Source organism: Alcaligenes sp. Lyrl_28 (assembly GCF_051948705.1).
GTDB lineage: Bacteria > Pseudomonadota > Gammaproteobacteria > Burkholderiales > Burkholderiaceae_B > Alcaligenes > Alcaligenes ammonioxydans.
Genome location: NZ_JAYJLG010000004.1, coordinates 102,712 through 125,770 on the forward strand (window position 1 = coordinate 102,712; position 23,059 = coordinate 125,770).

Below are 23,059 nucleotides of genomic sequence, written 5' to 3' on the forward strand. Positions count from 1 at the left end.
GCGTTTATCCGATGCGTGAATTGTTCAGCAGTTTGCGTATATCGGTACGAACCTTGAGTGGGTCGGCATCACCGGGAAAGGCCATCATCAGGTTGCCATTGGGGTCGATGATCCACATGCCGTTTTTGACGGCTTGCTCGGGGGCCTGGCCTGGGGCGCCAGGTGCCAGAAACGGGGCCAGTTGCTGTAGGTCGGCCCGCAGCATGTGGGTGCCTTTATAAGCCTCCAGAATTTGCTCGGAGGGTTGGCCGGAGTCGGTCACAAACCAGACGCGGGCCAGGCGATCCACGTTCTTGCCCTGGCTGGCGTGGGAGTTGCGCAGGATGAACAGCTTGCGCACGCAACTTTCGGGACAGGCGCTGTCATCGGCACTGACCAGCACCCAGCGGCCACGCAGCGATTGCAGATCAAAGGCCTGACCATCCAGCGTCTGCAGCGGCAATAAGGCTTGCGCAGGCACGCTGCGTTGTGGCTCGATCAACTGACCATAGGCATTGCTTTCAGCGGGTCGCAGTCCCAAGGCCGGAATGTAATAGGCGGCCAGTGCAAACAGCACGGGTGCCAGGCTGACCGCCAGCAGCAGGTACAGCGGAATCAGGGAACGCGGGCGGGCAGGGGCTTGAGTCGTGTCCACGTCAGGTCTTCCTTGTAGAGGCGAAATGGGGCCTGGAGCGTCGCAGCCATTTCCACGCTACACCGATCCAGGCACACAGGGCAATCAGGGCAAAGCCGAACCATTGCAGGGCGTAGCCGCGGTTTTTCTCAAAATCGATATTGGGGTCGGGCCACTGGGTTTGCAGCGAGGAGGCGGGCGCGGTCTGGGCCAGTACACGCGGCAGCAACGGCACGTCAATGCGGCTGCGCAACTGCTCCAGGCTCAGGTTTTGCACGACAGGTGGTGTGCGCGACGAGGTGGGCAACTGCTCGGGCAGGGGGCTGTTGCCCAATTCGAACAGACGCGGCACTCGTTCCAGCAGTTCGCCGACAAGGGTTTGGGAGCCAGTGGGGGCAGGTGGGACCTCGGGGGCTTGACCAGGTTCGCGCGGCAGCCATCCGCGTAGCACCAGCAGACTGGAGCCCGTCAGATCGCCTTCATCCAGTACAAAAGGAGTCGCCACCCAGTAGCCCGGCTTACCTTTGAAATTGCGATTATCCAGGAGTACAGTTAACTCACTGCGCCAGGAGCCGTGCACGGCGACCGACTGCCACAAAGCGCCTTTGTCCAGGCTGGCTTTGGAATCGATGTGCAAAGGGGCTTGCTGGCGGCCTTGAGCGATTTGTTGTGCCAGGTTTTGACGCTCCTGTGCGCGGCTCAATTGCCAGCGTCCCAGGTTCATGAACAGCAGCATCAGCAAACCCAGACAGAGCAGGGCAAGCAGGGGTCGAGTCGAAGAAGAACGAGAATTGTTGCTGGACATCCATTCAACCTGAAGCGGGGGAGACGTAATGCGTGTGCTAGTCCTGATCGTGTTTCTGGGGATTATTGTTTCGTTGGGGTCTGCCTTGGTGTACCTGATGCGGGACCGGGGCAATTCCAGTCGTATGGCTTATGCCCTGACCTGGCGTGTGGGTTTGTCCGTGGCCCTGTTCCTGTTTGTCTTGCTGGCCCATTATCTGGGCTGGATTGAAAGCACTGGCGTACCCTTGGCTTGAAAGAACAAACCAGGCCCGTACAGACAGGCCTGGTGCATGCATTGCTAGAACCAGTACACGTACAGATACAGACCCAGCCAGACCACGTCCACAAAGTGCCAGTACCAGGCGGCACCCTCAAAGCCAAAATGATGCTCGGCAGTAAAGTGACCGCGTATCAACCGTATCAGCATCACCGTTAGCATGGTGGCGCCGATAATCACGTGAAACCCGTGAAAGCCCGTCAACATGTAGAACAAGGCCCCGTAGGCGCCGGAGGTGAACTTCAGGTTCAGCTCAGCGTAGGCGTGCAGGTATTCGTATGCCTGGCAGGCCACAAACGCAACCCCCAGGGCAACGGTCATGAACAACCAGAAAATCGCGCTGCTGCGCTTGCTGGCACGCAAGGCATGATGAGCAATGGTCAGCGTCACGCCCGAGGTCAGCAGCAGGGTCGTGTTGATGGTGGGCAGCCACAGTGGGCCTACGGTCTGAAAGGGGGCAATGGTGCCTGCCGGGCCCTGGTTGGGCCAGGTGCCCGTGAAGTCGGGCCAGAGCAGGGCGCGGTGATCCAGGTCACTTAACAGGGGGGTGGCAATTTCACGGGTATACCAAAGAGCCCCGAAAAAAGCCGCAAAAAACATGACTTCTGAAAAGATGAACCAAGACATGCTCCAGCGGTAGGAGACATCGACACGGGCACTGTTCAGGCCAGTTTCGGATTCGCGTATGGCATCACTGAACCAGAAATACAGGACCAGCAAGAAGCTGAGAATCCCGACCAGAAACACCCAGAAGCCACCTGGCCAGTCATTGATCCAGGTCGCCGCCCCCAGTAGTGTCAGGCACAGAGAAAGACTGGCGCGTACCGGATGTCCCGACAAGCCGGGAACGTAGTAATACGGCGCCTTGGACGGGTGAGCCGTAGTCTCGACATGCATAGTGTTCTCCTTCGGGTCAGGTGCCCGGGGGGCGCCGTCTTCGGCCAGGGTTCAGCTGGCCTGACCAATGAACCAGCGGGCCACCATAATCAGGCCCACAACGAAAACAACCGTGGCGATCAAGGCGGCAATAATCAGATAGACCGGATTGATCTTGGCAATGTCCTGTTCATGGTCGCGACCACGACGGACTCCAAAAAAACCCCAGGCAATGGCTTTCAAGGTCTGGAAAAAGCTGAGCTTGCGCCGTGTGAGGTCCCGAAAATCGTCATCCATATCACTGTCCTAAAAATTGACTGCCTTTCAGAAAGGTCCAGGCCATGATGGCAATGACGAACGCAGCCAGGAGCAGTCCCAGACGGCGGTTGCGACGGCGTTGTTCGGGAGTCATAGGGCGTTCCTCCAGCTCATTTGACGACAGGGGGGATTTCAAACGTGTGATGCGGTGCGGGCGAGGGAACGGTCCACTCCAGCCCCTCCGCGCCTTCCCAGGGCTTGGCACTGGCCGCTTCGCCTTTGCCGCGAGCCGCCTGAATCACGATGTAGATCAGCAGCAGTTGCGACAGCCCAAACCAGAAGGCGCCAATGGTGGCAATCTGGTGAAAGTCCGTGAACTGGCCAGCGTAGTCCACATAACGACGCGGCATGCCCGCCAGACCCAGAAAATGCATGGGAAAGAAGGTCACGTTGAACGAGATCATGGTGGACCAGAAATGAATCTTGCCCAGGCGTTCGTTGTACATGCGGCCCGTCCACTTGGGCAGCCAGTAGTAGGCGCCGCCAAACAAGGCAAACAGCGATCCGGCAACCAGCACATAGTGAAAATGAGCCACTACGTAATAGGTGTCGTGGACCGCAATATCAATCGGCGCCACGGCCAGGATCAGGCCTGTAAAACCGCCAATCGTGAACACGAAGATAAAGCCGATGGCAAACAGCATGGGCGTTTCAAAGGACAGCGAGCCACGCCACATGGTAGCCACCCAGTTAAAGATCTTCACCCCGGTAGGGATGGAGATCAACATAGTGGCGTACATGAAATACAGTTGCCCGGTCACGGGCATTCCGGTGGTGAACATGTGGTGAGCCCACACCAGAAACGACAAGATGGCGATGGCGGCCGTGGCATACACCATGGAGGCATAGCCGAACAAGGGTTTGCGCGAGAAGGCCGGAACAATGGCCGACACAATCCCGAAGGCCGGCAAGATCATGATGTAGACCTCGGGGTGGCCAAAGAACCAGAAGATGTGCTGGTACAGAACCGGGTCGCCGCCGCCGGCCGCGTTAAAGAAATGGGTGCCAAAGTGGCGATCGGTCAGCAGCATGGTCACGGCTGCGGCCAGTACGGGCATGACGGCAATCAGCAGATAAGCGGTAATCAGCCAGGTCCAGCAAAACAGCGGCATTTTCATCAGGGTCATGCCGGGGGCGCGCATGTTCAGGACCGTCACCACAATATTGATGGCCCCCATGATGGACGATGCCCCCAGAATGTGGACTGCAAAAATGGTGAAGTCCATGCCTGGACCCATTTGCAAGGACAGGGGGGCATACATGGTCCAGCCGCCGGCCGGGGCGCCGCCAGGTACAAAGAATGAAGCAGTGAACAGGATCGCGCCGACTGGCAAAAGCCAGAAGCTGAAGTTGTTCATGCGGGCAAAGGCCATATCCGAAGCACCAATTTGCAGCGGAATCATCCAGTTGGCAAAGCCCACAAAGGCCGGCATGATCGCGCCGAAAATCATGATCAGGCCGTGCATGGTGGTGAACTGATTGAACAGCTCGGGCCGGAAAAACTGGAGACCGGGCTGAAATAGTTCGGTCCGCAGCAGCAGAGCCAGCACGCCGCCTTCGAGCAACATCACAAACGAGAAGATCAGGTACATGGTCCCGATGTCTTTGTGGTTGGTGGCGAATAACCAGCGACGCCAGCCGCTAGGGGTGGCATGGGCATGATGGTGATCCTCATGTCCGCTCGGGTTCGCTACATGGTCGACGGTGACGCTACTCATGCTTGACTCCTTGCTGCACTCCCCCTGGCCGTAGTCAGGGATAGATTGATGGTGTGATGGGCGACGGGCGCTAAATCAGCGCTGTGCCTTGACGTCGGCGGGCGTGACGACAGGGTCCGGCCCTTTGTCTGCGTTGCCCCAGGCGTTGCGTGTGTAGGTGATGACCGCGGCAATCTGCACATCATTGAGCTGATCGCGAAAGGCAGCCATGGCCGTGCCGGGATGGCCATTGAGCACGGTGTCTATCTGACCTTTCATGGGAGCGAGCACAAACTTCGTGTTGCCCTCCAACGCCGGGAAGGTGCCGGGTACGCCTTTGCCATTGGCCTGGTGACACGCGACGCAGTTTTGCGCAAAGACTTGTTGACCACGTTCGATCAGCTCGTCTTTGCTCCAGTCCTTGTTGGGGTCATCGGCCTGGGCAGTGAGCAGGTCGGTCTGCTCTTTGGCCCACCGGTTGTAATCATCCTGCTCCATCACTTGCACGACGATGGGCATATAGGCGTGGTCCTTGCCGCACAGCTCGGCACATTGGCCACGGTAAATACCCACCTTGTCTGCACGGAACCAGGTATCACGCAAAAAGCCGGGAATGGCGTCTTGCTTGACACCGAATTCGGGCACCATCCACGAGTGAATGACGTCTTCTGCGGTCAGCATGACACGCACTTTCTTGTTCACAGGAACGACCAGGGGCTTGTCTACTTCCATCAAATAGTTGGGCCCGATGGGCTCGCGTCCTTCGATCTGGGCACGGGGGGTGGACAGGTTGGACAGGTATTTGACGCCGCTGGCTGGGCCGTCCAGATATTCGTAGCCCCATTTCCACTGATAGCCGGTGACCTTGACGGTCAGATCCGCACTGCTGGTGTCTTTCATGGCCACCACGGTTTTGGTGGCGGGCAGGGCCATGCCGATCACAATCAAAAAGGGAATGACTGTCCAGGCAACCTCGACACCCAGATGCTCGTGAAAGCGTGCCGCAATGGCGCCCTTGGACTTGCGGTGCCGGATGATGGAGTAGAACATCACGCCGAACACGCCAATGAAGATGATGGTACAGATAATCAGCATCATCCAGTGCAGCCAGGCGATGTCCTGGGCTATGGGGGTGACCCCATTGGGCAAATTGAGCTGATTGACACGGGGTCCACCTTCCATATTGGTGGTCTGAGCCAGGCTAGGACCTGCCATCGAACAGGCGGTCAGAGCAAATAAACTTCTCCACATCTTCATTGTTGTCCCTCTTTTGGTGTTGCCATGCCAAACCGGGGTTCGGCTGCGTCAACGCTCCGAAAAATCCAACGCTGGAAGAAACTGCGGTGTTGCAGTGGCGGGCTTGTAGCAGCTAAGTGCTGGCCCGCTCGAAGTTTTTAGTCGCTTATCTGTTCACGGAAATTATATAGAACTTGCTTTAGCCTTCAAGGGCAGGGTATGTCCCTAGAAGACAAGGTTGGACTAAACGCTACAAAAGCCGTAATGGGTCAAGGCTTGAATTACAATCGCCGACTATGACTTTGTTCCAAAACCGATCGCTTACTCAGGCCCTGCGACAGCGCATGCTCAGCCTGACCAGTCAGCTGCAACAACTGCCCCCGCCGGGCAGCCGCCCAGTCACGGTTGACGGGCGTGTTGCCGGCTGGATCACGCCCAAGGCCGCCCGTTGCATCGAGCCCCTGCCGGGGGTGACGATTGAAGAGGATGTCTTGCGTCTGAGCGATTGCCCGAGCCAGGACCTGAGCCTGGCTCAGGTCCTGGATCAGGTTGCCTTGCGTTTGCAGGAAGGCGGCTGCATCCGGGCCTGGCGTGATGAGCTGCTGGATGTGGTCGGTGAAGGGCAATGCCTGTCCCGTATTGAGCGTGGTGCGGTGCGGCCCTTGGGGTTTCTCACGCAGGCAGTGCATTTGAATGGCTGGTCCACGGATGGCCGTATCTGGGCCGCGCGCCGTTCCCCAACCAAATCCACAGACCCGAACATGTGGGATACGCTGGTGGGCGGACTGGCGGTCAGTGGAGAGTCGCTGCAGACATCCCTGATTCGTGAAAGCTACGAAGAGGCTGGTTTGCCAGAGTCGGTGCTGGCCCATAGCAGCCCTTTGCGTGTGTCCTTGCGCATGCACCGTCGGCTGCCTGAAGGCTATCAGGTGGAAAATGCCCTGGTCAGTGACTGCGTGCTGGCTGACGAGGTACGGCCCTGCAATATGGACGGCGAGGTTAGTGAATTTCGCTTATTGACGCTGGATGAAGCCTGGCAAATGATAGAAGCAGACATGTTCACCCTGGAAGCGCAAGTGGTGCTGATTGACAGCATCAAGCAGCATCTGGAACAGTTGGCCTGAGCCTGGGATACGCCGGGCAGCCATCAACCCCATGGGAGCTAAGCATGAACCCGAATCCTTTTGGTATACCTGATTTCAATGCCCTGGGCGGCAGCAACAACCCCTTGCTACGTAGCATGGACATGATGGCCCAAGCCTGGAAAAACATGGCAGGCGGTGGGGCAGGTGACGTGAGCTCTGGCATGATGCCTAGTCTGTCCCCCGATGATCTGGACCGCCGCATTCGTGACTTGCGTGCCGTGGAAAGCTGGTTGCAGTTAAACCTGTCCATGTTGAGCACCACCATTCAGGGCCTGGAGATTCAGCGCTCCACCCTGGCGGCCATCAAGACCATGGCCCAGCAAGGGACGCAGGCGGCTGGCGGGAAAAATCCCTTTGAGGCCTTCATGGCTTTTAATCCTCTGGCTGCGGGAGCGGCGGGAGTAGCGAGCAGTGTGGCAGAGGCCAAGGCGCAGGCCTGCCCACCTGAGACTGGTTCGCACACGGCAGCGCAGCCTGCATCCATGCCGTCACCGTCCTCGCCGCCCCAGTCTGAAGCGGCTGCCAGCCAGAACAGCCCCGGCGACAAACAGCCTGGCGCTCAGCAGGACGCCGACGCAGGTGCAGGCAATCCCGCTGCCCAAGCCTGGTGGAACATGTTGCAACAGCAGTTTGATGCCATGGCCACGGCTACCGCTGCCTCGATGCAGCAGGTGGAAAACTATCGTCAGCAGGCAAGCAAGGCTAAACCGGCTGGTTCGTCAAAGCCCGCTAAACCGGCGGCTGCCAATGCCCATACTTCTGCCAAAACCAGTGCTCCGGCCGCGGCCAGGACCGTAAAACCGTCCGCGAAAGCAGCCACTAAAAGCGCGGCCAAGGTGGCCACCAAAACGGCGGCTAAAAAAACCGCCACGCGCAGCACTACACGCAGTACCAAAAAGAACTGATCGACCAACCTAGTAGGTAAATTTTTATGCTTAATATCGTGATTCTGGCAGCAGGCATGGGCAAGCGTATGCAGTCTGACCTGCCCAAAGTACTGCATCCTATCGCTGGCAAATCCATGCTGGCCCACGTGCTCGACAGCGCACGTGAACTGGAGCCGGAAAAAGTTGTGGTCGTGGTAGGTCATGGCGCCGAGCGCGTTCAGCAAACCTTCGCCCAGGCCGAGCTGGCCTTTGCCCTGCAGCAACCCCAGCACGGTACGGGCCATGCGGTGCAACAGGCTGTGCCGGAGCTGGTCGGTGGCGATAAGGACGATGATGCCACTCTGGTGCTATACGGCGACGTCCCTCTGGTTCAGGCCGACACCTTGCGCCGCTTGCTGCAGGCACGTGGCCAAGGCGTGGCCGTGTTGACTGAAACACTGGCCGATTCCACCGGCTACGGTCGCATCATTCGGGGTGCGGACGGTTCCGTGCAGCGCATTGTGGAACATAAGGATGCCAATGAAGCTGAACGTGCCGTAAAAGAAGTGAATACCGGTATTCTGGTTGCTCCTACGGCCCGTCTGAAAGACTGGTTGACCCGTATTACGAATGATAACGCTCAGGGCGAGTATTACCTGACCGACATCATCGCCTTGGCGGTGGCCGATGGCGTGTCGGTGCAGGCGGCCCAGCCGGCGGCTGGGTGGGAAACCCTGGGGGTGAACAGCCGTATTCAACAAGCCGAACTGGAACGCTTGTGGCAAGCCGAGCAGGCTCGTCGCTTGCTGGAAAAAGGCGTGACACTGGCTGACCCGGCTCGCTTCGATGTGCGCGGCACCCTGGAATGCGGTCGTGATGTGTTCATTGATGTGGGTTGCGTGTTTGAAGGCAAGGTTGTGCTGCAGGATGGCGTGCGCGTGGGCCCGCACAGCGTGCTGCGTGACGTGACTATCGGCGCCGGTACCCAGATCGAGGCCTTCAGCCATCTGCAGCAAGCCCAGGTAGGCGAAGACGCCCGTATCGGCCCTTACGCCCGCCTGCGTCCTGGTGCTGTTCTGGCCAATCGCACCCACGTGGGCAACTTCGTGGAAATCAAGAACACCCAGCTGGGCGAGGGCTCCAAGGCCAATCATCTGGCCTATATCGGTGATGCCGATGTGGGCCAGCGCGTGAACATTGGTGCAGGCACCATCACCTGCAATTACGACGGCGTGAACAAATTCCGTACCGTGATTGGTGACGATGCCTTCATCGGTTCGGATACGCAGTTGGTGGCTCCGGTGACCGTAGGCCGAGGCGCAACAATTGGCGCGGGTACGACCCTGGTGCGCAATGCGCCGGATGATCAGCTGACCTTGTCGCGTTCGGAACAGCGCAGCGTGTCCGGCTGGAAGCGCCCCGTTCGTAAGTCCTGATGGGTGTCAGCCCATCTTTGACCTCCCTGGCTTTGCCTGACAAGGGCAGGGAGGCAATGCGTACGTCGGGCATACCCGGCTCCAACGGATTGACCCTGGATCAATGCCATGCGCATTTTGCAGCTTAATTTCGAGCGCGGTTGGCGCGGTGGCGAACGGCAAACCTTGCTGAGCGTCCAGCAGATGCAGCAGGCAGGCCATCAGGTCAGCCTCTTGGCCCGGCGCGGTGAAGCACTGGCTGCTCGGGCCAAGGAACAGGGGTTGAGTGTGGTGGAATGCGCCTCTGTGGGTGCCGCGCTGCGCTATCTGCTGGTGCATGGACGTGGTTTTGACATCGTCCATTCCCAAACCGCGTCCTGCATGAGCTGGTTGGCCTTATTGCATTTCTGGCTGCCCAAGCGGCTTGTTTTTACACGGCGCACGGCTTTTCCCGTTGACCGCAAACGTATCGAACAACGTAGTGGTGGGCGACAGTCAAGCAGTCCCTTGAGCGTGAAAGAGCGCCGGACGCGCTGGAAATGGCGCAAGGCGGACCGGCTGGTTGCCATCAGCCAGGCAGCGGCGGCAGAGCCGCGACGTCTGGGTGTGTCTGTCGAGGTGATTCCCAGCGCCATTGAGTATGTGGCGTCGGATGAGGCCTATGTGAACCACTTGCGTCAGCGCTGGAACCCAAATGGACTGCGTGTTCTGGGGACGATGGCTGCATTGTCGGCCGAGAAGGACCCCTTGACTCTGATTCGGGCGGTTCACGCCCTGTCTCAGCGTCGCCAGGACTTTGTGTTTCTGCATTTTGGTGCGCCCGGCTCCGAGTCCGCGGCGGCACAGGATTTGATTGCGCAATTAGGTCTGGAGTCTTGCTATAAGCTGAGCGGTTTTGAAGCCCGCCCCGAACAGGCTTACCGTCTGATGGATGGCTTTGTCCTCAGTTCCCGGCATGAAGCGCTCGGGTCCAGTGTGCTGGATGCGTTTGTGTATGGCGTGCCGGTCACTGCCACGATGGCAGGCGGCTTGACGGAGTTGCTGGGTAATGGACGTGGGAAGTTATGTGCGGTCGGGAACGCACAGGCTATTGCTCAGGCTTTGGATGACATCTTGAGCAATCCGGCAGCAGCGCGTCAACAAGCCGCGCTGGCGCAACGCTGGGTGCAGCAGGAGCATGACCCTGCCGTTATGGTGCAGCGTTATTTGCGTTTGTATCAACAACTGGTACTGCAACGTGTGCAAACCTGAGCGCGGCTGATTCACGCGGTTTTTGCGCGTTCCACACGCTGCGCTTGTGCGGGTCCTGACGCATGTTTTAATACCTGCCATCGCCATCGCCATCGCCATCGCCATCGCCCGCCGTTCGTATCTTATTCACGGCTGGTGGCGTTTCGGCTCTAAAAGTTGGTCTGGCTCAGATTTTGGGTGCAGGCAACGGTACACGTGTTTCGAATTTGGCCTGATGAATGGAAAAAAAACTGCGGATATTACGTATGTTCGCCTGGCTGGTGAACAGGGCATGAGCCAGCTTGTGATAGGCCGTCATATCGCTGACTTGCAAAATCACAATGAAATCCACCCCGGTTGAGACGCGATAGCACTGCGTCACCGCCGCTTCGGGGGCCATCAGGCGCTCGAACTGCTGCAAATATTCTTCACCCTGACGGTCCAGCGTAATCTCCACAATCGCCGTCAAACTGGAGCCCAGTTGCTCCGGGTCCAGCAAGGCGACCTGCCTGCGAATCACCCCTTGTTCACTTAAACGACGCACTCGCCGCAAACAGGTTGGGGGAGAGGCATGCACGAGCAAAGCCAGTTCCTGATTGCTGATGGAAGCATCATTTTGCAGCTGCTCCAGAATGCGTAAATCCAGCTCGTCTAGTTCAATCATGACAATGTTTATCTAATCGTATTGAAATAAAATTCCATAAAATCAGAATTTTTATTTATTTATTTTATTTTTATTATTAATTGAAATTTTAATTCATTTCAAAAGAAAAATAGACATAAAATTTTTTGTGTTTCAGATCAGAATAAGCAGATTGCATTAATTAGTCGGCCGACCGAAAGGGGCCATGAACAGGAGTTGGCTATGTGTGGAATTGTTGGCGCTGTGGCGCAACGCGATATTGTTCCCGTGCTGCTGGAAGGTCTGAAACGTCTGGAGTACCGGGGCTACGATTCTTGTGGCGTTGCTGTTCATGCGCAGGGCCTGTTGTTGCGGGCGCGCAGTACTCAGCGCGTGGCCGAGCTGCAAGAACAGGTTAAGGCAGACCATCTGCAAGGCTTTACCGGCATTGCTCATACCCGTTGGGCAACCCATGGCGCGCCGGCTACTCATAATGCACACCCGCATTTTTCGGGCAAAGGTAAGGCCCGCATTGCGCTGGTGCATAACGGCATCATTGAAAACCACGACGAGCTGCGCGCCGAGCTGCAAGCCATAGGCTATGTGTTCGAGAGCCAGACCGACACCGAAGTGATCGCTCACCTGATTGACCACCTGTACAACGGTGATCTGTTCGAGGCTGTGCAGCAGGTTATTCGCCGTTTGACCGGCGCTTATGCGATTGCGGTGTTCTGTCAGGATGAACCGCACCGTGTGGTGGGCGCGCGCCACGGCTCGCCCCTGGTGGTGGGTGTGGGTCAGAACGAGAACTTTCTGGCCTCGGATGCGCTGGCACTGGCCGGAACGACCGATCAGATCATTTATCTGGAAGACGGTGACGTGATTGATTTGCAAATCAGTAAAGTATGGATCATGGACAAGGAGGGGCGCTCTGTAGACCGTCCCGTCCACACCGTTCATTTGCACACCGCTGCGGCTGAATTGGGCCCCTATCGTCACTTTATGCAAAAGGAGATCTTTGAGCAGCCCCGCGCGGTGGGTGACACCTTGCAAGATATCGAAAGCGTCACCCCCGAGCTGTTTGGCGATCAGGCCTACAAGGTGTTCCAGGACATTGACAATGTGCTGATTCTGGCTTGTGGCACCAGCTACTATGCTGGTCTGACTGCTCGTTACTGGATCGAATCGCTGGCCAAAATCCCCGTCAACGTGGAAATTGCCAGCGAATACCGCTACCGCGACAGCGTTCCTAATCCGCGCACGCTGGTCGTGACTATTTCCCAGTCCGGCGAAACGGCTGACACGCTGGCTGCCTTGAAGCATGCCCGAAGTCTGGGCATGGAGCAGACCTTGACCATCTGCAACGTAGCCACCAGTGCCATGGTGCGCGAGTGCAAGCTGTCCTATATCACTCGTGCTGGCGTTGAAATTGGCGTGGCTTCCACCAAAGCCTTCACGACTCAGCTGACGGCCTTGTTTCTGTTGACCATCGCACTGGCGCAGGTCAAGGGCCACCTGAATCAGGAGCAGGAAGGCGACTACCTGAAAGCCTTGCGTCACTTGCCTACCGCTATCGCGGCCGTGCTGGCTCTGGAGCCGCAAATCATGGCCTGGGCGGACCGTTTTGCCAGCAAGGAAAACGCCTTGTTCCTGGGCCGTGGCATGCATTACCCCATCGCCATGGAAGGTGCGCTGAAGCTGAAAGAAATCAGCTACATCCACGCTGAAGGCTATCCGGCCGGTGAACTGAAACATGGCCCGCTGGCCCTGGTCACCGAAGCCATGCCCGTGGTCACTATCGCTCCACGCGATGAGTTGCTGGAAAAGCTGAAATCCAATATTGAAGAAGTCCATGCTCGTGGGGGTGAGCTGTATGTGTTTGCCGACGCCGATACCCGTATCGGCAGCAGTGAACGTGTGCATGTAATCCGTATGCCAGAGCACTACGGCAAACTGTCCCCTATCCTGCACACCGTGACCCTGCAATTGCTGGCCTATCACACGGCTTGCTCGCGCGGCACGGACGTGGATAAGCCACGGAATCTGGCCAAGAGTGTGACCGTCGAATAAACCTTGATTCAAGGTGCCAAAAATGAAGAGCCGCTGCGGCGGCTCTTTTGGTATTTCGTTTCGGATGGCCGTTTGTGGTCGGTTTTTATCGAGAAACATGCCTCATGAGTGAGAGTAGGCTTTACCGCTAAGCCGCTGTAAATAATGGATCTGGCTCTGCCCCCTGACAACAGGGTCTATATCCCGGCAGAACATACCTTGCACGTGTTCCGGAAGGATGTGAGTCACGGCAAAGTCAAAAAGATCAAACAGTGTCTGGGACGTATCTCGTTTACAAGGAATGCACGGGGGAAGCTGTAAGGTGTCGTACAGGCTGACAAGGTGAGACTCAAGGCCCGGATTTGGCGTAAAGCTGAATTCGGGCTTTTTCACAGCTTTGAATTGCTTGCGGGATTTATAATCAAACTACAAGATTAGTAATCTAACTAAATGGTTGGCGCTCAGAGTTACGAGCGTGAAAAGTCTTTGCCCCGGATGCGTGTGCAGGTGCTGATGCTGGGGTGGTAATGCATCCGCGTCGTGTTGTCTGCTCAGCTTAGCGAGCAGGTCTTGGAAAGCGATGTCTGGGCAGCAGCGCCAACACTTTCTGGCCGGGCTGCAAGAGGCAATGGCTGGTTTATCCAGCCAGGGTATTGAGGTTCTGACCCTGAGCGTTACGGAGCCTCATATCGATCAAGCCAGCAGCCATCACTTTATGGGTGTGTGGCGCTTCCCGGATCAGCGGGCTTGCCAGGCTCTGCTGGCGGGTATCCAAGCCAGCGGTTGGTATGAGTACTTCGATCACATAAACGCGGCGGGCGCGCAGGGTGAGTTTGCTCAACACCTGCTTGATCTGGCGAATGTTTGATGGAGTGGTAGGGCACGAGTTGCTTGTTTTTCCGGCTCTCGGTGCCGGCTATCTATGTGGTGTAGGCATGGAGCCTGGTTACGAGCCCATGCCACTGATGGCTTGATCGGGAAAGAAAGGAAGGCAATCACTTCATTTGCTGCACCGCATCTCAAGGAAAACCTCCATGTACGGCAGCTAAGCATGGCGGCACACTGGAAGAGAGGCCGCGCCCGCCCGGGGGTGGTCTGTTTTCGGGATGAGCGCAACTATGCAGTCTTCACATGTGGCACACGTCCAAGAGATCACGGCTGTTTGGCAGGGCAGCCTGTCCCGGCGCGATCAGGCTGTGGTCCATAGCTGGCGGCGGTGTATTGAGCATCACAGGCTGGACCCGGCACAGGCTTGCGAGGCCTATATCGTGCCCGATTCCCAGCTGCGTGAGCACCGTCAACAGTCCGAAGCCCTGATCAATATTGCGCGCTCCGGGCTGGAGCGTCTTTATCAACAGGTGTCCGGGCTCAATTACGTACTGCTGTTGTCCGATAACAAGGGCGTTACGGTGGATTTTCTGGGTTCGGAAGGCCAGCGCGATGCCTTGCGGCAGGCCGGCCTGTATATGGGCTCGGAATGGTCTGAAGAGCGTGCGGGAACGTGCGCGGTGGGCACTTGCCTGCACACGGGCGAGGCCCTGACCATTCATCAAAATGATCATTTCGATCATATGCATGCGCCTTTATCCTGCACGGCGGCGCCTATCTATCACTATGACGGCAAGCTGGCCGCAGTACTGGATTTGTCCTTGTTGCAGTCGCCGGAGGCCAAGGCCAGCCAGGGCTTGGCCCTGCACCTTGCCAATGCGGCGACCCGTCGTATTGAATTGGCTAATTTGATGGCCTGCCACCGTCAGGAATGGATTCTATGTTTGTCGCAGTCGCCGGAGTTTCTGGATATTGATCCGGAAGCGGCTATTGCGATTGATGGCTCTGGCCGTATCAAGGGCATGACGCATACGGGTGCCCGAATTCTGGCGCGGGCAGCGGGGGTGGACTGGCGTAATCCTGCGGATTTGCTGGGGCAGAGTTTGATGCGCTTTCTGCATCTGGAAGTGGATCAGTTACCGACCTTGATGCGCTATCGCCCCACGCAGGAGCGAGTCGTCATGGCCCGGGATGGGAGTGTGCTGTTTGCCCATGCCATTGAGCCCAGGCGTGTATTGAACAATCGGTCTGTGGGGATGGATGGGGCAGCCGTGGATGCGGCCTTGCCACAGGCATTGCGAGGCTTGGCAGGCACGGATGCGGCCATGCAGTCCATGCTGCTGAAAGCTGCCCGTTTGGCAACGCGGGAAATGCCGGTACTGTTGCAGGGCGAGACGGGTTCGGGCAAAGAATATCTGGCACGTGCGATTCACACAGCTAGTGGTCGTCGCGGGAGTTTTGTGGCCGTCAATTGTGCGGCCTTGCCCGAGAGTCTGATTGAAAGCGAATTGTTCGGCTATTTAGCTGGCACGTATACCGGCGGTGCTGCACGAGGTCGCACGGGTTTGATCGAGGCGGCTGATGGCGGCACTCTATTCTTGGACGAGATTGGCGACATGCCGCTGGCTTTGCAAAGTCGTTTGCTGCGAGTACTGGCCGAGTCCGAGGTCATGCCTTTGGGCGCACGCACAAGCAAGCGCGTGGACCTGCGCGTGATTTCAGCCAGCCACCATGATTTAAGCGCCTTGGTAGAGCAAGGCCGCTTCCGTGCGGATTTGCTGTATCGCTTGAATGCGGCGGTGTTGACCCTGCCTGCCTTGCGTCAGCGCAGTGATCTGGAGTGGCTGGTGCAGCAGATATTGCATCGGCGTAACAAGGGCGATGTACCCGGCTTGTCTCCCGAGGCCTGGCAAGCGTTGCAAGCGTATGAGTGGCCAGGTAATTTGCGCGAACTGGACAATGCACTGGTGCTGGCACTGGCCTTGGCGGAAGGCTCCTGCATTGAGGTACAGGATTTACCAGAGGCGTTGCGCGAGCGGCGTCTGGCCACATCTACAAGTAGCCCGACGTCAGTTATCTGCGCCGGGGAACCCTCCTGGCGGCAGGTTTTGCAGGCCTGCGACGGTAATGTCAGTGCGGCAGCGCGGCAGCTTGGAATCAGCCGGTCCACCTTGCATCGTTATATCAAACGAGCAGGTCTGACTCAGCAAGACTCGGCCCCTGACACAGGCTGCGACACCTGATGCACCACCTGTGTCACCACTGGCACAGTTTCACCGCTTTGAAACAAGCGATACCCCTTTAAAACAAGCCATTCCCGGTTTGGCACGGTGTTTGCTATGTACTCCATAGCTGGGCGGCAAAAGCCCGGCACACCATTAAAACGATATGGAGACAAATCATGCAAACACAGCAGCAACTGCAACCGTCTGCGCGACAGTTGGACACGGTTCTTGACCAGTTGACCCATGCGCTTGCCAGCAATGCACCGGACGATGCGGCAGCCCTGTTTGCCGAAGAATGCTTTTGGCGTGATCTGGTTATGTTCACCTGGAACATCCGAACTATGGAGGGGCGCGATCAGATCCGCGACATGCTGACGCAGCAGCAACAAGGTACCGTGTCAGCCAGGTTCGAGCGCGACAGTGCCGAGCCGGTCAGTGACGATGGCCAAGGTCTGGTGGAGGGCTGGTTCCATGTGGAAACCGATGTGGCGCGTGGCTATGGCCATATTCGCGTCAAGGACGGCAAGATCTGGACCTTTCTGACCACCATGTCTGAATTGAAAGGCTATGAGGAGCCGTTAGGCGTGCGTCGTCCCATGGGGGCCGAGCACGGCATCCGGCGCGGCCGTCAGACCTGGCAGGAGCGTCGTCAACAGGAGCAGGCAACATTAGGTACGTCTGAACAGCCCTATGTATTGGTCATTGGGGGCGGACAGGGCGGCATTGCCCTGGGCGCACGTTTGCGGCAGTTGAATGTGCCCACGCTCATCATTGATCAACATGCTCGACCCGGCGATAGCTGGCGCAAGCGTTACAAGTCTCTGTGCCTGCATGACCCCGTCTGGTACGACCACCTGCCTTATATGCCTTTCCCCGACAACTGGCCTGTCTTTGCGCCCAAGGACAAGATTGGCGACTGGCTGGAAATGTACGTCAAGGTGATGGAGCTGAATTACTGGAGCAGCACCGTGTGCAAGAAGGTGCGCTACGACGAGCCCAGCCAGACCTGGGAAGTGGAGATCGAGCGTGATGGCAAGCCCATGACGCTACGGCCACAGCAACTGGTCTTTGCCACGGGCATGTCCGGCAAGGCGAATGTGCCCAGTATCAAGGGACAGGAGGTGTTCAAGGGTGAGCAGCAGCACTCCTCGCAGCACCCTGGGCCGCAAGCGTATGCGGGCAAGAAAGTAGTCGTGATCGGGGCCAATAACTCGGCGCACGATATTTGCGCGGCGTTGTGGGAGGCGGGGGCGGACGTCACCATGGTGCAACGTTCGTCCACCCATATTGTGCGGTCCGACTCCTTGATGGAGATCGGCTTGGGAGATCTGTATTCTGAACGGGCGCTGGCTTCGGGAGTCACCACGCGCAAGGCAGACTTGCTCTTTGCGTCCCTGCCCTATCGCATCATGGCGGACTTCCAGATTCCTGTGTACGACAAGATCCGCGAGCGTGATGCAGAGTTCTACCAGAAGCTGGAGGCGGCAGGCTTCATGCTGGATTGGGGTGACGATGGTTCGGGCTTGTTCATGAAATACCTGCGACGTGCTTCGGGCTACTACATCGACGTAGGCGCTTGCGAGCTGATCATCGACGGCAGCATCAAGCTGAAATCCCGGACCGACATCAGCCATCTGACCGAGAACGCTGTGGTACTGACAGACGGCACGCAATTGCCTGCGGATCTGGTGGTGTACGCCACGGGCTACGGTTCCATGAACGGCTGGGTAGCGGATCTGGCCGGCCAGGAAATGGCGGACCGGGTGGGTAAATGCTGGGGCCTGGGTTCGGAAACCACGAAAGATCCGGGGCCATGGGAGGGCGAGCAGCGCAATATGTGGAAGCCCACCCAGCAGCCAAATCTGTGGTTTCACGGTGGCAACCTGCACCAGTCGCGGCATTACTCACAATATCTGGCCTTGCAGTTGAAAGCGCGTCAAGCGGGTTTGCCGGTGCAGGTCTATGGGCTGCAGCAAGTACATCATTTACGGTAATTGACCGGCTCACGGTGTCGCGTTTGTTAGTGGCACTGCTAAATTTCTTACCTTATGTATCCGCCCTGTCTTGCCTCTCCATGGGCAGGACAGGGTCTGTTGTCGTCCCGGCCCTTGGGTAAATTATTGCTCGTGCGAACAGCCTTCTGGTCAACGTTGTCCCCTACGTGAAAACCAGTCTCGATGCTGGCTAGGGCGGTTTGGGGCCAACTGGTACAGGGTCAGAAAAACAGGGTCAGGGACACCCGCTTATTCAGGTCGAAGAAGCTGCCTTGAGCAATTTGAAGGGAAATTATTATAAGGAAATTGCTTGTAGCATTTCGTAGTTGTCGCCCTGGTCGGGAATGTTACGGTGGAACCATCCATTGCAAACAACGAAATTTTTGTTGATTGAATTGGACTCCTTTTAATAGCAGGGATAAGGGAATTTTTAATTCTAAAAATACTCTTTCTGATATTGGAGAAAATCTATGAAAAAATCCGCCATCCTATCCAGTTTTCTAATGGCCTCGGCTTTGAGTTTTGGCCTGCAAGGCGGCGCACTGGCTAATGAGCCTGCCGTTAATCAGGATCATTCCGCAACAGCGGGCGAAGCCGTCAGCGATACCTGGATTACCACCAAGATCAAGGCTGATCTGGCCAGTACCAAGGATTTGAAGAGCACGGATATCTCTGTTGAGACCAATAACGGCGTTGCAACATTGACCGGTACCGTGCCTAGCGAAATCGAGCTTAAAAAAGCGGTGGCAGCCACCGAAAGCGTGAAAGGTGTTGTGAAAGTCGACTCGTCGGGATTGAAAGTGAAGCCGGAATAATTATTCCCTGATCAATCTCTGTAATGAAATTACTTTGTAAATAGGAGAACGACTATGAATGAAGATACGATTAAAGGCAAATGGAAGCAGCTGACTGGTAAAATTCAGGCGAAATGGGGCAAGCTGACCAATGACGATATGGATGTTGCCGAGGGCAATACCGAGTATCTGGTCGGTAAGATTCAGGAGCGCTACGGTATTGCACGTGAAGAGGCTGAAAAGCAGGTTCACGATTTTAATCGCGGCATCTGATCCCCGGCTTGATGGCCCGTTCAGAGAAAACGCCCTGCATATGCAGGGCGTTTTTGTTTTCTGAAACCGATCGTGCACTCCATGACCGGGTTTCTAAACCTGCCAGGCTCAGAATGGCGTTTAGTCCTCGTCCATGGCTTGGTAGCGTTCGACCAGATAGTCCAGCAGGGCCCGTACGGCAGGCATTTGACCACGGCGCGAGGAAAACACCGCATGAATGATCTCGCGGCGCGGCGCCCAGTCCGGGATCAGTTTGACTAAAGCGCCTTGTGCCAATTGATCGCAAACCACCAGTGTAGGCAGTTGGACGATTCCCACTCCAGCCAGGGCCGCGGCGCGCAGAGCGGTCATGTCCGTCGTGATCAGACGGGGGGTGTGGTGCAGTACGGCTTGCGCTCCATTGGGTCCGAACAAGGTCCAGGTATGGGTTTGCTGAGGCACACCCAGGCCCAGGCTGGGATAGTCGGCCAGATCCGCCGGCGAACCGGGCATGCCGTAACGGGCAATCAGCGCCGGGCTGGCTGTCAGACATTGGCTACGATCGGATAAAACACGCATCACCAGATCACTGTCCTGCAGGGGCGGGGGGCGGACGCGGATTGCGATATCCTGTGCTTCTCCGATGAGATCCACCTTCCGGTTGGTGGCCTCCAGCTGAACCGTCACATGCGGATAGCGGACCATGAAATCAGCCAACATCGTGCTGACATGCGCGTTCAGCAAGGTGATGGGGCAACTGAGACGTACCACGCCACGTGGCTCGGCATGCGTCATTTCAATGGCGGCTTGTGCCGCTTCAGCCTCTACCAGCATGGCCTTGCAGTGTTCGTAATAGGTCTGGCCGATTTCGGTCACCGTAAAGCGCCGGGTAGAACGTTGTATCAGCCGAACCCCCAGGCGCTCTTCCAAAGCGGCCAGTCGGCGGCTCAGGGTGGATTTGGGCAAGCCCAGTGCGCGACCGGCCGGGGCAAAGCCGCCGTGATCCACAATCTGAACATAAAAGTACAAGTCATTTAAATCGTGCATAGCGCTTTTATCGTTCCATAAATGGAACAGAGATGACCGTTTTAGGGGGCTACTGACTTCATCGTTCCGAGTTTATTCTGTCTCCTATGTTGAAACAAGGAGATGGACATGAAGAACATTCTTGGTATTTATAGTGCGCCCCGTCCCCATTGGGTGGGCGACGGCTTTCCCGTTCGCTCCCTGTTTTCGTACCACACGCACGCAAAACAGCTGAGTCCTTTTCTGTTGCTTGACTATGCCGGCCCGGCCGAGTTCGCGCCCAGCGAGCACAAGCGCGGTGTAGGTCAGCATCCGCACCGGGGGTTTGAAACGGTCACCATCGTCTACAAGGGGGAAGTGTCGCACCACGACTCCACCGGCCAGGGGGGCACGATCGGACCGGGCGATGTGCAGTGGATGACGGCGGGTTCGGGCATCTTGCACGAGGAGTACCACTCTGATGCCTTTGCCCGTTCGGGCGGCACCTTGGAGATGGTGCAGTTGTGGGTCAACCTGCCAGCCAAAGACAAAGGCACGCCTGCCGGTTATCAGGCTATTACTGACAAGCAGATCCCTGTCGTGCCTCTGCCCGATGCTGCCGGCAAGGTGCGCATTATTGCCGGTGAAAAAGACGGCGCTACAGGCCCTGCCAGAACCTTCACCCCCATGAATGTATGGGATTTGCGCCTGAATCAGGGGGGGATTGTCGAGCTGGAAAGTCCGCAAGGCTGGACGGCCGCCTTGGTGGTTCTGCACGGCACGGTGCTGGTCAATGGGCAAAGTGTGGTGCGTGAAGGGCAATTGGTAGTGCTGGATCGCGCCGGTAGCCAGTTCATGGTGGAAGCCAATAACGATGCGGTGGTCTTGCTGATCAGTGGTCAACCGATTGATGAGTCCATCGTGGGTCATGGGCCGTTTGTCATGAATAGCCAGCAGGAAATCTTGCAGGCGATGGACGATTTTAACAATGGCCGCTTTGGCTCCATGCCTTCTGGCGCGACTTCCTAAGGCTGGTCGGTGAGGGCGGCCCGGTCCGCTCTCACTGGCTGGGTTGAAACAGCTCAACGCTTTGTTTTTGCTGCGCGATTTCCCAGAAGCGCTTTAGCCGTGCCGGGTGCCGGATTGGCACCCACCCTTTCTTACTCATTCTTAAGGAGAACTGAGATGACTACGCCTTACAAACGTCTTGATAAAGACCAGGCCGCTGTATTACTGGTCGATCACCAAACCGGGCTGCTGTCTCTGGTCCGTGATATTGATCCGGACAAGTTCAAGAACAATGTGCTGGCTTTGGCTGATCTGGCCAAGTACTTCAAGCTGCCCACGATTTTGACTACCAGCTTTGAAGAAGGCCCTAATGGCCCCTTGGTTCCCGAACTGAAAGAAATTTTTCCCGATGCGCCTTACATCGCACGTCCTGGTCAGATCAACGCCTGGGATAACGACGAGTTCGTCAAGGCTATCGAGGCAAGCGGCAAGAAGCAGCTGATTATTGCGGGAGTCGTCACGGAAGTGTGCGTGGCATTTCCGGCCCTGTCGGCCCTGCAAGCCGGGTTTGATGTGTTTGTGGTAACCGACGCCTCGGGGACATTCAATGAAATTACCCGCCACGCAGCGTGGGATCGCATGTCGGCGGCTGGCGCGCAGTTGATGACCTGGTTTGGGGTGGCCTGCGAGCTACACCGCGATTGGCGTAACGATGTGGAAGGTCTGGGTGCCTTGTTCTCTGCCCATATTCCTGACTATCGCAATCTGATCCACAGTCACAGCAAGTTTACTTCTGGCAAGTAAGCGTTTGTTTGCCCTTCTGCCCAGTTTGATGGGCAGCATTTTTTTCGTTTTGGTCGCCCGCGAGGAGCAGGCAGACATGGATAAAATTTGCTCATTTTGACTGGCGGAAGGCGGACGAACGGAGTAAAAAACCAGGTGCTGGTGTGAACGGGTAAATAGACCATGGTCTGTGGGGATGCTGTGAAAACCTGGGTTTGCATGACAGCGTGGAGCGATTTTTAAAAGGTAGCTGGAATGCGATTGAAAGATAAGGTGGCGCTTGTAACCGGATCGGCAGCCGGTATAGGTTTGGCAACGGCCAGAAAGTTTGCCCAGGAAGGCGCGGTAGTGGTCTTGTGTGACCGGGATGCCCAAGCCCTTGAGTCGGCCGCACAGTCCTTACACGCCCCGGGCGTGACGGTCGTGGCCTATACCGTGGATGTCACCGACCGTGCTCAGATTGATGCGATGGTGGCGGATGTAAAGCATCGGTTCGGCCGTATCGATGTATTGGTGAACAATGCTGGGATCACCAAAGACGCCAAGCTGCTGCGCATGACGGAACAGCAGTTTGACGATGTCATTGATGTCAATTTGAAAGCGGTATTCAATTTCACTCAGGCAGTGGCCGCGGTGATGCTGGAGCAGGAAAGCGGCGCTATCCTCAATGCGTCCAGTGTGGTGGGGCTGTATGGCAATTATGGTCAGACCAATTACGCGGCCAGCAAGTTTGGTGTGATTGGGTTTACCAAGACCTGGGCCCGTGAACTGGGCCCCAAAGGGATTCGCGTCAATGCCGTTTGCCCTGGTTTCATCGAGACGGACATTTTGAAATCCATCCCTGAAAAAGTGCTGCAAGGCTTTCGCGATCATTGCTGGCTGCGCCGTATGGGCAAGCCGGAGGAAGTGGCCAATGTATACGCGTTCCTGGCTTCGGACGAGGCCAGCTTTATCAATGGCACGACCTTAGAAGTATCAGGTGGCCTGACGATTTGATGTTGCGTCTGCAGCGGCGCCTGAATCGGGGCCCCGCCAAGGCC

The 23,059-nt window shown here is 57.0% G+C and carries 23 protein-coding genes; 14 read left to right on the forward strand and 9 right to left on the reverse strand.

From position 1 onward, the window contains the following. Positions 1-4: 4 nt before the first annotated feature. Together VF694_RS11095 and VF694_RS11100 are read right to left on the reverse strand one after the other, a co-directional pair. Positions 5-634 (reverse strand): SCO family protein, encoded by a 630-nt coding sequence (locus tag VF694_RS11095; protein ID WP_440164367.1) that lies wholly within the window; start codon positions 632-634, stop codon positions 5-7. A gap of 1 nt (position 635) precedes the next feature. Then, positions 636-1,418, reverse strand: a complete 783-nt coding sequence (locus tag VF694_RS11100; RefSeq protein WP_131071058.1) for an SURF1 family protein — start codon at positions 1,416-1,418, stop codon at positions 636-638. Between the two features lie 28 nt (positions 1,419-1,446). On the opposite strand from VF694_RS11100, the gene VF694_RS11105 reads away from it, so the two are divergent. Next, the gene (locus VF694_RS11105; RefSeq protein ID WP_003805161.1) at positions 1,447-1,653 is read left to right on the forward strand and encodes a twin transmembrane helix small protein; all 207 of its coding nucleotides are present in this window, start codon (positions 1,447-1,449) and stop codon (positions 1,651-1,653) included. Positions 1,654-1,697: 44 nt separating this feature from the next. Here VF694_RS11105 and VF694_RS11110 read toward each other — a convergent pair whose 3' ends face one another. From VF694_RS11110 to coxB, 5 genes are all read right to left on the reverse strand, one after another. Beyond that, entirely contained in the window at positions 1,698-2,573 is an 876-nt protein-coding gene (locus tag VF694_RS11110) for a cytochrome c oxidase subunit 3 (RefSeq protein WP_131071057.1), read from the reverse strand. A gap of 51 nt (positions 2,574-2,624) precedes the next feature. Then, positions 2,625-2,849 carry a DUF2970 domain-containing protein gene (locus tag VF694_RS11115; protein ID WP_003805158.1) on the reverse strand — a complete coding sequence of 75 codons (225 nt, stop codon included), beginning with the start codon at positions 2,847-2,849 and terminating at the stop codon, positions 2,625-2,627. Between the two features lies 1 nt (position 2,850). Beyond that, the gene (locus VF694_RS11120) at positions 2,851-2,964 is read right to left on the reverse strand and encodes a cytochrome oxidase small assembly protein (RefSeq protein WP_219235321.1); all 114 of its coding nucleotides are present in this window, start codon (positions 2,962-2,964) and stop codon (positions 2,851-2,853) included. 16 nt (positions 2,965-2,980) lie between these two features. Further along, the gene (ctaD, locus tag VF694_RS11125) at positions 2,981-4,588 is read right to left on the reverse strand and encodes a cytochrome c oxidase subunit I (protein WP_003805154.1); all 1,608 of its coding nucleotides are present in this window, start codon (positions 4,586-4,588) and stop codon (positions 2,981-2,983) included. A 75-nt stretch (positions 4,589-4,663) separates the two neighbouring features. Continuing rightward, on the reverse strand, positions 4,664-5,824 hold the full coding sequence (gene coxB / locus VF694_RS11130; RefSeq protein WP_301606100.1) for a cytochrome c oxidase subunit II: 1,161 nt from the start codon (positions 5,822-5,824) through the stop codon (positions 4,664-4,666). 275 nt (positions 5,825-6,099) lie between these two features. Between coxB and VF694_RS11135 the strand changes: the two genes are divergently transcribed. From VF694_RS11135 to VF694_RS11150, 4 genes are all read left to right on the forward strand, one after another. Beyond that, entirely contained in the window at positions 6,100-6,927 is an 828-nt protein-coding gene (locus VF694_RS11135) for an NUDIX domain-containing protein (RefSeq protein ID WP_440164369.1), read from the forward strand. 44 nt (positions 6,928-6,971) lie between these two features. Then, on the forward strand, positions 6,972-7,853 hold the full coding sequence (locus VF694_RS11140) for a PhaM family polyhydroxyalkanoate granule multifunctional regulatory protein (protein ID WP_003805149.1): 882 nt from the start codon (positions 6,972-6,974) through the stop codon (positions 7,851-7,853). A 26-nt stretch (positions 7,854-7,879) separates the two neighbouring features. Then, positions 7,880-9,250 carry a bifunctional UDP-N-acetylglucosamine diphosphorylase/glucosamine-1-phosphate N-acetyltransferase GlmU gene (gene glmU / locus VF694_RS11145; protein ID WP_003805147.1) on the forward strand — a complete coding sequence of 457 codons (1,371 nt, stop codon included), beginning with the start codon at positions 7,880-7,882 and terminating at the stop codon, positions 9,248-9,250. 108 nt (positions 9,251-9,358) lie between these two features. After that, positions 9,359-10,480, forward strand: coding sequence for a glycosyltransferase family 4 protein (locus tag VF694_RS11150; RefSeq protein ID WP_440164371.1), 1,122 nt, complete (start codon positions 9,359-9,361; stop codon positions 10,478-10,480). A gap of 166 nt (positions 10,481-10,646) precedes the next feature. On the opposite strand, the gene VF694_RS11155 is transcribed toward VF694_RS11150, so the two are convergent. Beyond that, entirely contained in the window at positions 10,647-11,123 is a 477-nt protein-coding gene (locus tag VF694_RS11155) for an Lrp/AsnC family transcriptional regulator (protein WP_003805628.1), read from the reverse strand. A 201-nt stretch (positions 11,124-11,324) separates the two neighbouring features. Between VF694_RS11155 and glmS the strand changes: the two genes are divergently transcribed. From glmS to VF694_RS11185, 6 genes are all read left to right on the forward strand, one after another. Then, entirely contained in the window at positions 11,325-13,151 is a 1,827-nt protein-coding gene (gene glmS / locus VF694_RS11160; protein ID WP_440164374.1) for a glutamine--fructose-6-phosphate transaminase (isomerizing), read from the forward strand. Positions 13,152-13,677: 526 nt separating this feature from the next. Continuing rightward, a complete protein-coding gene (locus VF694_RS11165; protein WP_039944128.1) occupies positions 13,678-13,998 on the forward strand; it encodes a DUF6616 family protein in 321 nt (106 codons plus the stop codon). A gap of 250 nt (positions 13,999-14,248) precedes the next feature. After that, entirely contained in the window at positions 14,249-16,201 is a 1,953-nt protein-coding gene (locus VF694_RS11170; protein WP_003805634.1) for a sigma-54-dependent Fis family transcriptional regulator, read from the forward strand. A gap of 158 nt (positions 16,202-16,359) precedes the next feature. Then, positions 16,360-18,177, forward strand: a complete 1,818-nt coding sequence (locus tag VF694_RS11175; protein ID WP_440164376.1) for an NAD(P)-binding domain-containing protein — start codon at positions 16,360-16,362, stop codon at positions 18,175-18,177. Positions 18,178-18,647: 470 nt separating this feature from the next. Continuing rightward, positions 18,648-18,992, forward strand: coding sequence for a BON domain-containing protein (locus VF694_RS11180; RefSeq protein ID WP_003805637.1), 345 nt, complete (start codon positions 18,648-18,650; stop codon positions 18,990-18,992). 54 nt (positions 18,993-19,046) lie between these two features. Continuing rightward, positions 19,047-19,244 carry a CsbD family protein gene (locus VF694_RS11185; RefSeq protein WP_003805639.1) on the forward strand — a complete coding sequence of 66 codons (198 nt, stop codon included), beginning with the start codon at positions 19,047-19,049 and terminating at the stop codon, positions 19,242-19,244. Between the two features lie 120 nt (positions 19,245-19,364). Here VF694_RS11185 and VF694_RS11190 read toward each other — a convergent pair whose 3' ends face one another. Next, complete coding sequence (locus tag VF694_RS11190) at positions 19,365-20,270, reverse strand: LysR family transcriptional regulator (RefSeq protein WP_440164378.1); 906 nt, start codon at positions 20,268-20,270, stop codon at positions 19,365-19,367. A gap of 108 nt (positions 20,271-20,378) precedes the next feature. On the opposite strand from VF694_RS11190, the gene VF694_RS11195 reads away from it, so the two are divergent. From VF694_RS11195 to fabG, 3 genes are all read left to right on the forward strand, one after another. Beyond that, the gene (locus VF694_RS11195) at positions 20,379-21,257 is read left to right on the forward strand and encodes a pirin family protein (protein WP_059318116.1); all 879 of its coding nucleotides are present in this window, start codon (positions 20,379-20,381) and stop codon (positions 21,255-21,257) included. A gap of 156 nt (positions 21,258-21,413) precedes the next feature. After that, positions 21,414-22,040 carry an isochorismate family cysteine hydrolase YcaC gene (gene ycaC, locus VF694_RS11200; protein ID WP_440164380.1) on the forward strand — a complete coding sequence of 209 codons (627 nt, stop codon included), beginning with the start codon at positions 21,414-21,416 and terminating at the stop codon, positions 22,038-22,040. A gap of 234 nt (positions 22,041-22,274) precedes the next feature. Continuing rightward, positions 22,275-23,015 (forward strand): 3-oxoacyl-ACP reductase FabG, encoded by a 741-nt coding sequence (gene fabG / locus VF694_RS11205; protein WP_059318118.1) that lies wholly within the window; start codon positions 22,275-22,277, stop codon positions 23,013-23,015. Positions 23,016-23,059: the final 44 nt, after the last annotated feature.

Bases quoted from the DNA above. Each gene is read 5' to 3' on its own strand.
- VF694_RS11100 (WP_131071058.1), bottom strand. From the start codon at position 1,418: ATGTCCAGCAACAATTCTCGTTCTTCTTCGACTCGACCCCTGCTTGCC.
- VF694_RS11105 (WP_003805161.1), top strand. From the start codon at position 1,447: ATGCGTGTGCTAGTCCTGATCGTGTTTCTGGGGATTATTGTTTCGTTG.
- VF694_RS11110 (WP_131071057.1), bottom strand. From the start codon at position 2,573: ATGCATGTCGAGACTACGGCTCACCCGTCCAAGGCGCCGTATTACTAC.
- VF694_RS11115 (WP_003805158.1), bottom strand. From the start codon at position 2,849: ATGGATGACGATTTTCGGGACCTCACACGGCGCAAGCTCAGCTTTTTC.
- VF694_RS11120 (WP_219235321.1), bottom strand. From the start codon at position 2,964: ATGACTCCCGAACAACGCCGTCGCAACCGCCGTCTGGGACTGCTCCTG.
- ctaD (WP_003805154.1), bottom strand. From the start codon at position 4,588: ATGAGTAGCGTCACCGTCGACCATGTAGCGAACCCGAGCGGACATGAG.
- coxB (WP_301606100.1), bottom strand. From the start codon at position 5,824: ATGAAGATGTGGAGAAGTTTATTTGCTCTGACCGCCTGTTCGATGGCA.
- VF694_RS11135 (WP_440164369.1), top strand. From the start codon at position 6,100: ATGACTTTGTTCCAAAACCGATCGCTTACTCAGGCCCTGCGACAGCGC.
- VF694_RS11140 (WP_003805149.1), top strand. From the start codon at position 6,972: ATGAACCCGAATCCTTTTGGTATACCTGATTTCAATGCCCTGGGCGGC.
- glmU (WP_003805147.1), top strand. From the start codon at position 7,880: ATGCTTAATATCGTGATTCTGGCAGCAGGCATGGGCAAGCGTATGCAG.
- VF694_RS11150 (WP_440164371.1), top strand. From the start codon at position 9,359: ATGCGCATTTTGCAGCTTAATTTCGAGCGCGGTTGGCGCGGTGGCGAA.
- VF694_RS11155 (WP_003805628.1), bottom strand. From the start codon at position 11,123: ATGATTGAACTAGACGAGCTGGATTTACGCATTCTGGAGCAGCTGCAA.
- glmS (WP_440164374.1), top strand. From the start codon at position 11,325: ATGTGTGGAATTGTTGGCGCTGTGGCGCAACGCGATATTGTTCCCGTG.
- VF694_RS11170 (WP_003805634.1), top strand. From the start codon at position 14,249: ATGCAGTCTTCACATGTGGCACACGTCCAAGAGATCACGGCTGTTTGG.
- VF694_RS11175 (WP_440164376.1), top strand. From the start codon at position 16,360: ATGCAAACACAGCAGCAACTGCAACCGTCTGCGCGACAGTTGGACACG.
- VF694_RS11180 (WP_003805637.1), top strand. From the start codon at position 18,648: ATGAAAAAATCCGCCATCCTATCCAGTTTTCTAATGGCCTCGGCTTTG.
- VF694_RS11185 (WP_003805639.1), top strand. From the start codon at position 19,047: ATGAATGAAGATACGATTAAAGGCAAATGGAAGCAGCTGACTGGTAAA.
- VF694_RS11190 (WP_440164378.1), bottom strand. From the start codon at position 20,270: ATGCACGATTTAAATGACTTGTACTTTTATGTTCAGATTGTGGATCAC.
- VF694_RS11195 (WP_059318116.1), top strand. From the start codon at position 20,379: ATGAAGAACATTCTTGGTATTTATAGTGCGCCCCGTCCCCATTGGGTG.
- ycaC (WP_440164380.1), top strand. From the start codon at position 21,414: ATGACTACGCCTTACAAACGTCTTGATAAAGACCAGGCCGCTGTATTA.
- fabG (WP_059318118.1), top strand. From the start codon at position 22,275: ATGCGATTGAAAGATAAGGTGGCGCTTGTAACCGGATCGGCAGCCGGT.